The organism is Schaalia odontolytica, from assembly GCF_009730335.1.
Taxonomy (GTDB): Bacteria; Actinomycetota; Actinomycetes; order Actinomycetales; family Actinomycetaceae; genus Pauljensenia; species Pauljensenia dentiphila.
Genome location: NZ_CP046315.1, coordinates 168,300 through 180,622, shown reverse-complemented (window position 1 = coordinate 180,622; position 12,323 = coordinate 168,300). Strand labels below are relative to the sequence as shown.

Sequence of the window (12,323 nt, the reverse complement as noted above, 5' to 3'; positions counted from 1 at the left end):
GTGAAGGGCCGCCGCACAGCCACAAACTGCTGTGCGGCGGCCCTTGCGATTCGTGTCAGCCCTGCGCCGGCTGGCCTGGGTCGTTGCACATCGTGATGCCCTCGAATCCGGCGGCGCCCAGCACCTGGAAGATCTCGTCGAGGAGGACCATCGGCTCGGCCGTTCCCGCGGCGAACTCGGGGTGACGGATCTCGATGGCGGCCATCCCGCGCGGATCCGTCACCGGCTCGGTGTCGAACTTCTCCGACAGCAAGCGGTTCGCCTCCTCCAGGTCGGTGGGGGAGCCAAACGCCCAGGTCACGGCCTTGTTGCCTGCGCCCGAGAGGGTACGCTGAATGTACATGCGCGTCATGAGGATGTGGCGTCCGTGACGGGGGAACACGTCGCCCACGCGGGTGAACAGCGCGATGTCCGCCAAGTCCCCGCCCAGCGACGAATCCACGAGGGCGTAGGCGTAGGCGCCGATACCGCGCAAGGTGAGGGCGTCCGCGAGGAGGCCCATGACCTCGTCCCCGAAGGGTTCGGACTGGAAGTACACGCCCTCGCCGACCTCCGGCGCGTCAGGGCCGAGGAGCGTGATATCGAAGCCCGCGTCCGCCAGCGCGTCCCGCACGAGCGCAACGTTGTGTTCCGGGAAGGGGTGCAGCGCGGCCGCGTTCGTGGCGATGCGCTCAATAAACACGTAGGTGGAAAAACCAAGCTCAGCCATGCGCTCATTGTAAGCGCGCGACAAGCACGGCATGCGACGAGGCCGCGGCGCCCCGGGCGGTCGTCAGGTGACCACGAGGGGAGGCCACGGCCTCGTCAATGAGGGAGAATCAGCGCAGGCACAGGCCCTGTTCGTTGAGGACCTCCATGATGGGGGAGACGTGCGCGCCGCCCACGCCGATGTTGGTGGCGACCAGGTGTGAGAAGGACTCGAGGCGCGAACCCGAGCGCAGGTCGTAGTACTCGGTGACCTCGCGGTCGTAGTCGGCGAGCGTCTCGGAGTAGGACTCGACGCGTGGGTACGTGTTCTTCGCGGTGACGACCGACAGGGGCATGCGCGGCTTCTGGCCGGGTTCCTGGTTCGGGTGGCCGACGAGCAGGCCGAGAACCGGGAACGTCAGCTCCGGCAGTTCCAGCGCCTTCACAACGGGGCGTGGATCGGCGAGGATCGAGCCGAGGTACACGGTGCCCAGGCCCATCGACTCGGCGGCCACGACCACGTTCTGCGCGGCCAGGAGCGCGTCCTCGAGTGCCGTGAGGAACAGGTTGATCGAGCCCAGTGCCTCCGAGGAAACACCCTGTTCGGCGCGGATGCGGCTGTTGCGGTACAGGTCGGCGACGAAGATGAACAGGTCGCCCTTCGTGCCGCCCACGTAGGGCTGGCCGGAGGCGGTGCCGATCGTCTCGCGCACCTGCGGGTCGGTGATGTGCAGGATCGTGCACGCCTGGAGGAAGGAAGAGGTTGCGGTATGGCGCGCCACGTCCATGAGCGTCGTGACCTCTGCCTCGGTGAGGGGCTGGTCCTTGTAGGCACGGATCGTGCGGTGGGCGAGCTGGCTCGCAATCGGCTCGTTTGTCATGCGTTCATTCTACGATTGGGTGCGTGAAACAGATAGAGCCTTTCGGTCCCTTCGCTCTGGACTCGCGCGTGACTGCCGTTGCCGTCCCCTCCCCGGCCGGCGAGCTCAGTGGCCTGCTGACCGGCCCGAGCGCCCCCGCCCTCGTCGACGGCACGCCTGCGATCTCAGCGGTGTCGGCCCCGGGGGGTGCGGGGGAGAACCGCGCGCTCCTCGTCCCCGGATACACGGGGTCCAAGGAGGACTACTCGACCGTCCTGCCGTTCCTCGGGGAGGCTGGCTGGGATGTCCTGGCCTACTCGCAGCGAGGCCAGGGCGGGTCCGCCGCGCACGCCGGCCTGGGCGCGTACGGGATGAGCGACTTTGTCGGCGACCTCATCGCCGTCGCCGAGGCCTGGGCCGGGACTACGGGTCGCGTGCACCTCGTGGGCCACTCCTTCGGAGGCATCGTCGCGCGCGCGGCCGTCGTCAAGCGCCCCGACCTCTTCGCCTCCGTGACCCTGTTCTGCTCGGGTCGGGCCGTCTACGACTGGATGAACACCCTGCCGATCCTTGACCCCCTGCCCACGGGCCCCGGCGCGCGCCAGCAGGTGCTGCGCACCTACTTCCCCGACATGAACTTTGACGAACCCGGCGTCGGATGGGCGGAGTTTCAACGTATCCGAGCGCTGGACACGGCCTCGGAAAACCTGGTGGGCATCGCCCGCATCCTCTCCCAGCTGCGCCCCGACACCCCGGCGCTCGCAGCTACGGGCGTGCCCGTGCACGTGCTGTACGGGGACCTGGATGAGATCTGGCCGCCGTCGTGGTACGCCGAGGAGGCCGCAGACCTGGGGGCTCGCGAGAGCATCATCCGAGGGGGCACGCATAGCCCGCAGCTGCAGTTCCCGCAGCAGTGGGCGGAGTTTGCTAGCTCGTACTGGACGGACGTGGAATCGGGGGCGCTGGTCTGGTCCATGTGACGCGAGATGCTGTGACATCGTCCCAAAACGGGCCTTGTGATGCGTATCTGTGCGGATGGATGCTTAGTATTGTGTTTATGAACAAGCGTTCCATCCTTACTGCAGTGCTGGCTCTCGGCCTGGGCGTGACCGCCCTGACCGGCTGCGCCACCGATTCCGATTCCGCTCACTCCTACGTGACCCCGAAGGATGTCAAGACGGTTGAGCGTCCCATCGCTCAGATCGACGACAGCGGCATCAAGGTCCCCGAGAAGCGCGACCTGAAGATCAAGCTGGCCGAATCCGACAAGGCCGCCAAGTGGAAGATCGAGGTTTCTGACCCCACGGCCCTCGAGGTCGGCAAGTCCGAGAAGAACGTCGTCACCCTGCACCCGCTGCGTGCGCTGGGCGAGGAAGACGACCCGGTGACCGTGAGCCTGACCGATCCGGACGGCATCACCACCGACTTCAAGGTGACCATCACCGAGGGCGCCAACTGATTCCAAACTGACAACGCTTTGGGCCCAGGATCTGCGGATCCTGGGCCCTGTGCGTTGCCTCGTGCGGGAGAACGAAAGCCGGGCGCCAGCGTTGCCGACGCCCGGCCCGGCGCTCAGTGTAGGATGCGCGCCAGGAAGTCCCTGGTGGCCTGCTCGCGCGGGTTGTCGATGACCTGCTCGGGCGGGCCCTGTTCGACGATCTGTCCGTTTCGCAGGAACACGACGCGGTCTGCCGCCTGGCGGGCGAAGCTGATCTCGTGCGTCGCCATGAGGATGGTCGATCCCTGCTCCTTGATCTCGCGCACGAGGTCCAGGACCTCGCCGACGAGCACCGGGTCCAGCGCAGCCGTGATCTCATCCAGGAGGAGCAGCTCCGGGTTTGTGGCGAGGGCGCGTGCGATGGCGACGCGCTGCTGCTGGCCACCCGACAGGCGATCCGGATACTCCTTCGCCTTGTCCTTCAAGCCGATGCGGTCCAACAGCTCCATGCCGCGCTCGTGTGCGCGTTCCTTCTCCCAGCTGTGCACCTTGCGGGCGGCCAGGGTCACGTTGTCCAGCACTGACATGTGCGGGAACAGGTTGTAGTGCTGGAACACGACGCCGATGCGCGCGCGGATCTGATCCGCGTTCGCGCGCGGGTCCGTGATGTCCTCGCCGGCCAAGAAGATCTGGCCGTCGTCCACCCGCTCGAGCAGGTTCGCGCAGCGCAGCAGCGTCGACTTGCCCGAGCCAGACGCGCCCAGGAGGACCACGACCTCGTGCGCTGCGACGTCCAGGTCCAGGCCGCGCAGGACGATGTTGTCTCCGAAGCGCTTGACGATGCCGACGGCGCGCAGGACCGGGGTGGTGTTGTCCGAGGTGGGGGAGGCCTCGTAATTCGTGGGGACCGACATCAGACGGTGCCTCCCATCTGCTCGCGCTTACGCAGTCGGGCCGTGTACCAGTCCGACAGGCGAATGAAGGGGAACGACAAGATGATGAACAGCAGGCCGGCGACGACGTAGGACGTCATGTTGTAGGTCTTAGCCTGGACCATCTGTGCCGAACGGATCGCGTCGACCGCACCCAGGACCGAGATCAGGCCGACGTCCTTCTGCATGGAGATGAAGTCGTTCATCAGGGCGGGGGTCACCTTGCGGATCGCCTGCGGAACGATGATCATGCGCAGCGTCTGCCCGTGAGACAGGCCCAGCGAGCGCGCTGCGTAACGCTGGGAGGGGTGCACGGAGTCCAGGCCTGCGCGCAGCACCTCGGCGACGTACGAGGAGTACGTGAGGATCAGCGCGACCGTGCCCAGGAACGCGGTTGGGATACGCGTCGTCGGGTTGAGCGCGGGGATGCCGAAGCCGATCAGGTAGAGGACGACCAGGAAGGGGACGCCTCGGAAAATATCCGTGTACGCAGCCGCCAGGAAGCGGATCGGGAAGAACACGGGACCGGCCAGCGTGCGCGCGGCCGCCAGCAGGGTTGCGAAGACGGCGACGCCCAGCACCGAGATCAGCAGGATCCGGATGTTGAGCCACAGGCCGGAGAGGACCTGGGGGAAGGCCTCGACGAAGTACTTGCCGTTGAAGAAGGTGTTGCGGGTGGCCTCCCAGCCGTCGGAGTTGACGACCACGGCGATGAGGACTCCCGCGACCACGATCGTGGAAGCTAGGGAGATGAGAATCGACCGGACCGTCTGCTTGCGCCGATAAGCGCGGCGGCCACGCTCCACCGCCGAAACGGTGAGCGTGGCCGCCGCGTTACTTGAGTAGTCACTCATGAGTGTGGGGCCTCACTTGAGGGTGGGTACGTTCTGTGCCTCGTTCAGCCACTTTTCCTGCAGTTCGGCAAGCTTGCCGGACTCAGCCAGGCGGTCGACCGCGGCGGAGACCGTGGGGGTGAGCTTGGAGCCCTTGGGCAGGACGATGCCGTATTCCTCGCCGCCCGTCGTGTCGTCGAACTGGCCGATGATGACGCCGTCATCGATCTGCGCGGAGACCATGTAGAACGCGGTTGGCAGGTCGACGACGATCGCGTCCACGCGGCCCGTCTGCAGGGCCAGGACCGTGTCGTCGGAGGAGTTGAACATCTGCAGCTTCTGGCTGAGGCCGGACTCCAGGTGATCGGAGGCGAACTGCTGCGACGTCGTGCCGGCCTGGACGCCGATCAGGACGTCCTTGAGGTCAGCGATGGACTTCGCGTCGGCGGCCGGGGTGCCGGCCTTGGTGATGATCGCCGAGGTGGTCGTGTAGTACGGGGACGTGAAGTCCACGGCGTTCTTACGCTCGTCGGTGATGGAGAACTGCTGGATGTTCAGGTCCCAGTCCTTGGCGCCGGGGGTGATCGACGCGTCGAAGGTGGCGCGCACCCACTGGACGTTGTCGGCGGTGTAGCCGAGTTCCTCGGCCAGGGCGTAGATGACGGCCGACTCGTAGCCTTCGCCTGAGGCTGGGTCGTTGTCCAGGATCCACGGCGAGTAGGCGGGATCGGAGGTGGCGACGGTGAGCTTGCCTTCCGTCACGGTCGGCAGCGCGCCGGGGCCGTAGGTCTGCTCGGCGTCGGCGGAAGAAGAGGAGCTCGTGCCGCCCGTGCAGGCGGCCAGGCCGAGGGCCGCGATGGCGGCGACGGCAGCGAGGGAACGGACAGAGCGGCGCATGGGGCCTCCCGGTGACGTGGGGGATTCCGCCTTGTGGGCGGGTCTGACTCGATGAGCGTATAGGCGCGCCGCACAATGCGCTGGCGTCGTTTCGCTGCACGAAACAATGGAACGAGGCCTGGGCTGGGGAAATGTTGAAATCGTTGGGGTTTCGTGGGGTTGGGGGATGGGACACAGTGGTGTGTGGGTATGCGAAAGGGCCGGGCCACGCCGGCCCGGCCCTCCCGTCAGATCACTTCTGGAACTTGTCCTTCAGATCGGAGACGACCTCGGTCGCCTTGTCCTTGGCAGCCTCTACGGCCTTCTCGACGTTTTCTTCGCCGAAGGTTTCCTTGGCCTTCTCGAGACCCTCTTCAGCCTGCTTCTTCAGATCTTCCAGACCCATGTTTCCTCCTTGGAACGAGCCGCTCGTATTGGTCGAGCGGATGGTCTCACCCTATGCCCGACACGTGGTGCTCGCGCGTTCAAGGCGTTCCGCGGCGCGTTCGTTCCCTGTGCGTTCGAGGCGTGGGACAGTGTGCCGTCGGGCTTAGGCCCCCTCGGCGAGCTTCCAGTCGTCGAAGGTGAACTCGGGGGAGACGACGCAGGTGGCCAGCGCGTAGTCGCTGCGGGCGAAGGTGCGCTGCCAGGTGCCGGCGGGCACGAGGATCTGCACGGGGTTGCTCGCATCGGAGGCCTGCGTTCCGGCCGGAGAACCCAACGTCACGATGCGCGGGTCGGCCTCGGGGGCGTCCCCGCTGCCTCCCAGGTGCACCTCGAGGGCGCCGGGCCCCGACCAGATCCACAGTTCGTCGGAGTGAACGAGGTGCCAGCGAGCCTCCTTGTCGCGGTCGAGGAGGAAGATGATCGCGGAGGCGCTGTGGCGGCTCCCGCGCGGCGTGTCCACCTGCGCGGGCGCGGTCCACGTACGGCGGTAGTGGCCGCCCTCGGGGTGGGGCGCGAGGCCCATGGCATCAATCAGCGGGGACACGTCGGTCATGCGAAGCTCCAAACGAAGGGAAAGGGAGGCTGAGCGAAAGGGAAACGACAGGGTTAGCGCGAGGCCGAGTAGCGCACGTGCCCGGACACGACGGTCTCGACGACGCGACCGGCACCGTGGCGGGCAACGGTATCGATGGTCTCCACGATCGAGGTGACGGGCACGTCGATGACGCACATATCGGCGACCGCGCCCGACTGGAGCTGACCGAGGCGATCAGGTCCGGTCGCCAGGCCCATCGCGGTGGCACCGCCCAAGGTTGCGGCCTGCAGGAGGCGGCGCGCCAGGTCCTGATCCTCATAACCCTGCGCTTGCGCCAGGTCGAAGAGGAGGGCGACGTCCTCGAGCAGGTCGAGGGACGGAGAGGAGGACAGAGAGTCCGTGCCCACCGCGATCATATTGCCCTCGGTGAGGTAGGCGCCGACGGGCGGCGCGTCCAGGCCAATCACCCGGTTCGAGCGCGGGCACAGCGCCACGGCCGTCTGGCGGGCGCGCAGTCGCCGGCGGTCGTCGGCCCGCATGTACACGCCGTGGGCGACGTGGCAGTCGGGTCCGAGGACGCCCAGCTGGTCGACGAACTGCGTTGACGAGAAGCCACCCCCGCGCGAGCGCATCGCCGTGAATGACGAGGAATGCTCGCTCTTCCACAGGTCCGCCAGGGCGGTCGTGCGCGTTTCGGACCATTCGGCCTCGGAGTGGGACTCGCCCAGGTGGATGTGGATGCGCATGCCGCGACGCCTGGCCATGTCCGGCAGATCCAGCAGCGGCTCGGCGTCAAGGGAGTAGGGGGCGTGCGGGGAGATGCCCACAGCCGGAGGGGTCGGCATGGCGTCGAGGGATGCGGAGACCTCGCGTTCTCCTCGGGCTCGCCACTCCTCGTTCGACCAGCTCATGACCTCCCAGTAGGCGACGCCGTGCAGTCCGGCGTCGTGCAGGGCCGAGGCCGCGGCCGCGTCCGTCACCACGTCGGCGGCGGCGGTTGTGCCGCTTTCCAGGAGCAGCCGGGCGCCGGCGGCCGCGTCGCCTCCCCAGTCCAGGCCGCCCGCGTCGTAGACCTCGTCGAAGGCGCGCGCCCAATCGTCGAAACCGCGGTACTGCCCCGCGCCCACGGACGCCATGCCCGTGTACTGCAGGTGCGTGTGCGCATTGACGAGGCCGGGGAGCAGCACGCCGTCAAAGTGGCGTTCGGTGAAGGAAAGGCCGCGCTGCGTGAGCGTTTCGACGACCCAGTCGCGCGCGCCCACGTGCTCGATGCGCCCGTCGCGCACGGCAACAGCGCCGTCGAGGATCGAGGGGGCGGTGATCGGGATGACCATGCCGGCGGACCAGACGACCACGTCGCTCATGGGGGACCTTTCAGTGGGGGACGCTGACTAACAGTGTAGAAGCGGGGCGGGCGCACCGGCCCGCCGGTGGACGTGAGCTGCGACTATGACAGGGACAGGGCGCCGAGCGCTGCTGCGGCGACCGCGTCGTCGGCCTCGCGCGGCAGGTCGTGCAGGCCGGGGGCCAGCTCGCCTTCGCGGGTGAGGAGCTCGCGCAGGGATGCCAGCTGCACGCCGAAGCTCATGTCCATGATCTCGATGGGGTTTCCTTCGCCCGCCGTGTAGTTGATGCCCTCCCCGCGCTCGAGGATGTGTAGCGTCTTGCCGGAGGGGCTGGTCAGGGTCTGCACGTGGGGATCGCCCGACTCGGCCATGACCCAGGAGGCGGCTACGGCCTCGTCGATGGATACTTCCCCGTCGACGCCGCCGGCGACCGTGACGATCGCGCCCTCGGGCGCCGCCTCCAGTGCGCTTAGCGGGATCGTCGCCCGCTCGCCCGTCGCGGAGATCAGCATGCCGGCGCTCGCAGTGGCCTCCTGCAGCGAGGCCACGGCGAACCCGTCCATCGACGCCTGCAGGGCGCGCACGGGGTCCAGCTCCACGACGGTTACGCGCGCCCCGAGCGCCGCGCCGAAGCGCGCGCAGCCGCGGCCCACGTCGCCGTAGCCGATGACGACGACGCTCATCCCCGCCACGGGCCCGCCGACGCCGCGTGGGTCGATCAGGTCGAGGATCGTCGTCCAGCACGACTGGCCCGTCCCGTAGGCGTTGTCGAACAGGGTCTTCGAACGCGCATCGTTCGAGGCTAGGATCGGAATGCGCAGATCGAAAGAACGCAGGGGGCGCAGCCCCGAGGTGGTCTCCTCCGCAGCGCCGACCAGCGCGTCCAGGACACCCGGGCAGCGTTCCGTATCGTGCGCCAGGCGGATCAGGTGGGAGCCGTCATCCAGCAGGAATTCGCTGCGCTGGGCCAAAAACTCGCGTGCGAGCTCCCACTCGCGCTCGCGGGAGGCGCGCGAGTCCGCGAAGACGGGGATGCCGGCGTCGCGCAGGCGGGCAGCGACGTCCTCGCGGGTCTCGGATGCCCAGCCGAAGACGCTCACGCGCGCCCCGGCCTCGGAGAGCATGAGAGCCAGTGCCGCCGTTTTCGGCTCCAGGACGAGGGAGAGCCCCACGCTTCGGCCCGCCACCAGGGGAGCCAGGGCGTGTGCCGCCGCCTCGGTGACGGGCATGCGGGCGCGCGCCCACTCGATGCGTCCCTCGTCGCCGGGGCCCGTGATGGTGCGCCCGTCGGGGGCAATGACGGCGCGGAAGACGCCTCCGGGCGCCAGGACCGTGATCGCTCCGGGCGTGGGGGCCGCGTCCTCCTCGAGCGCGAAGACGACCGGGGGCGAGGCCGGGGTCCCTTCGGCCTCGGCAATCGGGCGCACGTGGGCGCCGAACGCGCGCAGCAGGGCGGCCAGCGTCGGGTCGTCCGTCGCGAAGGAACGCCCTGCGATGAGCATGTTTGTGGCCCGCGCATAGGCGCGTAGCAGCAGCTGGGCGGCGAGGGGATCCAGGGCGCGGTTCATGCGTCAAACGTAGCAACTGCAGCGTTAATATCGGGGATGAGCCAGGGGGAGACCAGGGCAGACCCTCATAGAATCGCGCGGGGCTGCGGGCCTATCGTTCAAACATGACACACGACACGGCGGGTCTGGTGACCCGAGCACTGACGAAGACATACACGCGCGGGCACACGCCCGTCCACGCCCTGGCGGGCGTCGACCTGACCCTCCCGCAGGGCACGCAGGTGGCGATCATGGGCCCCTCGGGCTCCGGTAAGACGACGCTCCTGCACTGTCTGGCGGGCGTGCTGCGCCCCAGCTCCGGGTCGATCACCCTGGATGGTGAAGAGATGACGACCATGTCGGAGCGGGTTCTCTCCAACCTGCGTCTGCGCCGCTTCGGCTTCGTGTTCCAGGATGGCCAGCTCCTGCCCGAGCTGCCCACGGAAGAGAACATCGCGATGCCCCTCATGCTGGCGGGCACGCCCAGATCGCAGGCTATTTCCCGGGCGCGCGAGATCCTGGCGAACCTCGGGCTCGACGGCGCCGGCCCCTACCGCCCCGGCCAGCTGTCGGGAGGACAGGCCCAGCGCGTCGCGATCGGCCGTGCGCTCGCCACCGATCCCTCGGTGATCTTCGCGGATGAGCCCACGGGGGCCCTCGACCAAGCCACCGGCGGCGAGGTCATGTCCCTGCTGACGAGTGCCTGTGCCTCCACCGGGGCATCCCTTGTCCTCGTCACCCACGATCCCGCTGTCGCCGCGCGCCTGCCGCACACGATCCACGTGCGCGATGGCCGCATCTCCCTCGAGGCGCGAGGCAGTGGAACCCCCAACCAGGGGGTGGCCCGATGAGCGCGGTACGCGCCGCCGCGGGGGCGCTCCTGCGGTCGCGTGACCGGGCGACGTCCGTCCTCACGGTCGCTGCCTTCGCCCTGCCGCACGCGTTCCTGCTCGCGGTCACCGGCGGCGTCATGGCCTTCGGGGCGAGAGCCGCCGTCGCGGCCACGTCCGCCACGGCCGACGACCCCTCGAGCCTCGATGGAATGGCGTCGTTCTACGTGATGCTTGCGTACTTCGCGGCCACCCTGCTGATCGTTCCCATCATTTCGATGGGGGCAGCGGCCGCGCGCCTGGGCATGAGTCGGCGTGAGCGCGACCTCGCTGTCCTGCGCCTCGTTGGCCTCGCGCCGGGCAAGACGAAGCTTGCCTGCATCCTCGAAACCTGCGTGTTTGCGGTTGTCGGTGTCGTCGTCGGCTCGATCCTGTACGCCGTGACGCTGCCCGCGTGGGGTGCGCTGTCCTTCCAGGGCCGCCCGATGGGGGCCAGCGAGATGTGGGTGGGGGTTGTGGCCCTCCTCGTCGAGGGGCTCGCCATGATCCTCCTGGCCGCCCTGTCCTCGTGGCTGGCCATGCGCAAGGTCGCGATCACGCCCCTGGGCGTCGCTCGCCGCACGCAGGCGGGCCGCGTGAGCGCGGTCGGCCCCGTCCTTGGACTGGTCCTTCTCGTCCTCTGGCTGAGCGTCGGCACCCTCGCGATGAACCTGGGGACTGCTATCGGCATGGCCGTGTTCATGGGCTTCATGGGTGCGATCTTCCTGATCGTCAACCTGGTGGGCGTCTGGTCGATCAGCCTCATGGGGCGCATCATGGCCCGGGTCTCGCGCAGCCCCCAGATGATGGTGGCCGGGCGTCGTATGGCCGACGACCCACGCGCCGTGTGGCGCTCCTTCGGGGCGGTGGCCCTCGTCGGGTTCCTCGTGGGCATCATGTATCCCGCGAGTGATGCGATCTCGATGAGCGGGGACAGAACCGACGAGATCGCGCTCATCGTCGTCGGCGACATCAACAGAGGCATGCTGCTCACCTTCGCTATCACCCTCGCGCTGGGCGCTGTGTCGACCGCGGTCAACCAGTCAATCCGCGTCCTCGACTCCGCCGACCAGGTGCGCGCCCTGTCCTACATGGGGTCGCCGCGCGGCTTCATGGACCGCAGCCGTCGCCTCGAGGTCGCGATTCCCGCGTTCGTCATGATCGTTGGCTCGATGCTGCTCGGCATGGTGTTCATGTCGCCGATGCTGGCGGCGGGCGCCGGAAAGGGTGTCCTCATTGCGCTCGCCTCAGCGATTGTGGGCGTCATGCTCATCGTCGTTGCCTCCGAGGCGACCGTTCCGCTGCGCCGCCGCATCCTGTCGAGCGTGCGCGAGGGACGGGAGTAGAGCGCTCGTCGCCAGTCGCGTGGTCCGAGCTACGGGGGAATGTAAAACCGTCGGGCGCGCGAGTGCATGGAGAAGGGGGGGCGAACCTCTTGGTTCGCCCCCCCTTCTGGTAGCTCACTTCTCGAGCTTGTCCTTGATGTCCTCTGCCTTGTCCTTGGCGTCCTCGGCGATCTCCTCTGCCTTGTCCTTGGCGTCCTCGGCGGCCTCTTCGACCTTGTCCTTGGCGTCCTCGGTGGCCTCTTCGACCTTGTCCTTGGCGTCTTCTGCCTTGTCCTTGGCGTCGCCAGCGAGCTCGGCGAGCTTGTCCTTGGCTTCTTCAGCCTTCTCCTTGGCCGCGTCAACGACCTTCTCGAAGCCTTCTTCAGCCTTCTTGGCCAGATCTTCCAGGCTCATGATTCTCTCCTCAACGTAGGGTCGTTCGATGCTTTGAGCGAACATGGCTAGCCTAACACATAGTGTGACGGGCAGCTCATTTTGCAAGGGGGTGCAAGTCGTTTGCTGGTTCGCGGCTCCGATCAAATTGTTTGGAATTAAAGAAATCAAATACATGTGACACGCGCCTCATGGGTGCTAGGATTGCGCCATTCACACCGCAATAGTCGATGGA

14 protein-coding genes are annotated in these 12,323 nt (G+C 67.7%); 4 read left to right on the top strand and 10 right to left on the bottom strand.

Going from position 1 to position 12,323, the window contains the following annotated elements:
* Positions 1-55: 55 nt before the first annotated feature.
* Positions 56-709, bottom strand: a complete 654-nt coding sequence (locus FOC40_RS00845) for a hypothetical protein (RefSeq protein WP_039929849.1) — start codon at positions 707-709, stop codon at positions 56-58.
* Between the two features lie 109 nt (positions 710-818).
* A complete protein-coding gene (locus FOC40_RS00840) occupies positions 819-1,568 on the bottom strand; it encodes an NADPH-dependent oxidoreductase (RefSeq protein WP_003797052.1) in 750 nt (249 codons plus the stop codon).
* Between the two features lie 23 nt (positions 1,569-1,591).
* On the opposite strand from FOC40_RS00840, the gene FOC40_RS00835 reads away from it, so the two are divergent.
* Together FOC40_RS00835 and FOC40_RS00830 are read left to right on the top strand one after the other, a co-directional pair.
* On the top strand, positions 1,592-2,527 hold the full coding sequence (locus FOC40_RS00835; RefSeq protein ID WP_003797050.1) for an alpha/beta fold hydrolase: 936 nt from the start codon (positions 1,592-1,594) through the stop codon (positions 2,525-2,527).
* Between the two features lie 59 nt (positions 2,528-2,586).
* Complete coding sequence (locus FOC40_RS00830) at positions 2,587-3,006, top strand: hypothetical protein (protein WP_003797047.1); 420 nt, start codon at positions 2,587-2,589, stop codon at positions 3,004-3,006.
* A gap of 113 nt (positions 3,007-3,119) precedes the next feature.
* Here FOC40_RS00830 and FOC40_RS00825 read toward each other — a convergent pair whose 3' ends face one another.
* The 7 genes from FOC40_RS00825 to FOC40_RS00800 all read right to left on the bottom strand — a co-directional run bounded on the left by FOC40_RS00825 (position 3,120) and on the right by FOC40_RS00800 (position 9,522).
* Positions 3,120-3,899 carry an amino acid ABC transporter ATP-binding protein gene (locus FOC40_RS00825; protein ID WP_003797046.1) on the bottom strand — a complete coding sequence of 260 codons (780 nt, stop codon included), beginning with the start codon at positions 3,897-3,899 and terminating at the stop codon, positions 3,120-3,122.
* A complete protein-coding gene (locus tag FOC40_RS00820) occupies positions 3,899-4,771 on the bottom strand; it encodes an amino acid ABC transporter permease (RefSeq protein WP_003797044.1) in 873 nt (290 codons plus the stop codon). Before FOC40_RS00820 ends, FOC40_RS00825 begins: the two co-directional genes overlap by 1 nt.
* 12 nt (positions 4,772-4,783) lie before the next feature.
* Positions 4,784-5,647: an ABC transporter substrate-binding protein gene (locus FOC40_RS00815; protein WP_003797042.1), complete on the bottom strand. Its 864-nt coding sequence runs from the start codon at positions 5,645-5,647 to the stop codon at positions 4,784-4,786.
* Between the two features lie 232 nt (positions 5,648-5,879).
* A complete protein-coding gene (locus tag FOC40_RS10535) occupies positions 5,880-6,032 on the bottom strand; it encodes a hypothetical protein (RefSeq protein WP_003797040.1) in 153 nt (50 codons plus the stop codon).
* 144 nt (positions 6,033-6,176) lie between these two features.
* A complete protein-coding gene (locus FOC40_RS00810) occupies positions 6,177-6,626 on the bottom strand; it encodes a cupin domain-containing protein (RefSeq protein WP_003797039.1) in 450 nt (149 codons plus the stop codon).
* Positions 6,627-6,679: 53 nt separating this feature from the next.
* Positions 6,680-7,972, bottom strand: coding sequence for an amidohydrolase family protein (locus tag FOC40_RS00805; RefSeq protein ID WP_003797037.1), 1,293 nt, complete (start codon positions 7,970-7,972; stop codon positions 6,680-6,682).
* Between the two features lie 83 nt (positions 7,973-8,055).
* The gene (locus FOC40_RS00800; protein ID WP_155844088.1) at positions 8,056-9,522 is read right to left on the bottom strand and encodes an adenosylhomocysteinase; all 1,467 of its coding nucleotides are present in this window, start codon (positions 9,520-9,522) and stop codon (positions 8,056-8,058) included.
* A gap of 104 nt (positions 9,523-9,626) precedes the next feature.
* Here FOC40_RS00800 and FOC40_RS00795 point away from each other — a divergent pair, with 104 nt between their 5' ends.
* Entirely contained in the window at positions 9,627-10,352 is a 726-nt protein-coding gene (locus FOC40_RS00795; protein ID WP_003797028.1) for an ABC transporter ATP-binding protein, read from the top strand.
* Positions 10,349-11,716, top strand: a complete 1,368-nt coding sequence (locus tag FOC40_RS00790; protein ID WP_003797026.1) for an FtsX-like permease family protein — start codon at positions 10,349-10,351, stop codon at positions 11,714-11,716. The genes FOC40_RS00795 and FOC40_RS00790 overlap by 4 nt, the downstream gene beginning before the upstream one ends.
* 114 nt (positions 11,717-11,830) lie before the next feature.
* Here the strand turns inward: FOC40_RS00790 and FOC40_RS00785 are convergent, their stop codons facing one another.
* On the bottom strand, positions 11,831-12,109 hold the full coding sequence (locus tag FOC40_RS00785) for a YtxH domain-containing protein (protein ID WP_039929895.1): 279 nt from the start codon (positions 12,107-12,109) through the stop codon (positions 11,831-11,833).
* Positions 12,110-12,323: the final 214 nt, after the last annotated feature.

Bases quoted from the DNA above. Each gene is read 5' to 3' on its own strand.
- FOC40_RS00845 (WP_039929849.1), bottom strand. From the start codon at position 709: ATGGCTGAGCTTGGTTTTTCCACCTACGTGTTTATTGAGCGCATCGCC.
- FOC40_RS00840 (WP_003797052.1), bottom strand. From the start codon at position 1,568: ATGACAAACGAGCCGATTGCGAGCCAGCTCGCCCACCGCACGATCCGT.
- FOC40_RS00830 (WP_003797047.1), top strand. From the start codon at position 2,587: ATGCTTAGTATTGTGTTTATGAACAAGCGTTCCATCCTTACTGCAGTG.
- FOC40_RS00825 (WP_003797046.1), bottom strand. From the start codon at position 3,899: ATGTCGGTCCCCACGAATTACGAGGCCTCCCCCACCTCGGACAACACC.
- FOC40_RS00820 (WP_003797044.1), bottom strand. From the start codon at position 4,771: ATGAGTGACTACTCAAGTAACGCGGCGGCCACGCTCACCGTTTCGGCG.
- FOC40_RS00815 (WP_003797042.1), bottom strand. From the start codon at position 5,647: ATGCGCCGCTCTGTCCGTTCCCTCGCTGCCGTCGCCGCCATCGCGGCC.
- FOC40_RS10535 (WP_003797040.1), bottom strand. From the start codon at position 6,032: ATGGGTCTGGAAGATCTGAAGAAGCAGGCTGAAGAGGGTCTCGAGAAG.
- FOC40_RS00810 (WP_003797039.1), bottom strand. From the start codon at position 6,626: ATGACCGACGTGTCCCCGCTGATTGATGCCATGGGCCTCGCGCCCCAC.
- FOC40_RS00805 (WP_003797037.1), bottom strand. From the start codon at position 7,972: ATGAGCGACGTGGTCGTCTGGTCCGCCGGCATGGTCATCCCGATCACC.
- FOC40_RS00800 (WP_155844088.1), bottom strand. From the start codon at position 9,522: ATGAACCGCGCCCTGGATCCCCTCGCCGCCCAGCTGCTGCTACGCGCC.
- FOC40_RS00795 (WP_003797028.1), top strand. From the start codon at position 9,627: ATGACACACGACACGGCGGGTCTGGTGACCCGAGCACTGACGAAGACA.
- FOC40_RS00790 (WP_003797026.1), top strand. From the start codon at position 10,349: ATGAGCGCGGTACGCGCCGCCGCGGGGGCGCTCCTGCGGTCGCGTGAC.
- FOC40_RS00785 (WP_039929895.1), bottom strand. From the start codon at position 12,109: ATGAGCCTGGAAGATCTGGCCAAGAAGGCTGAAGAAGGCTTCGAGAAG.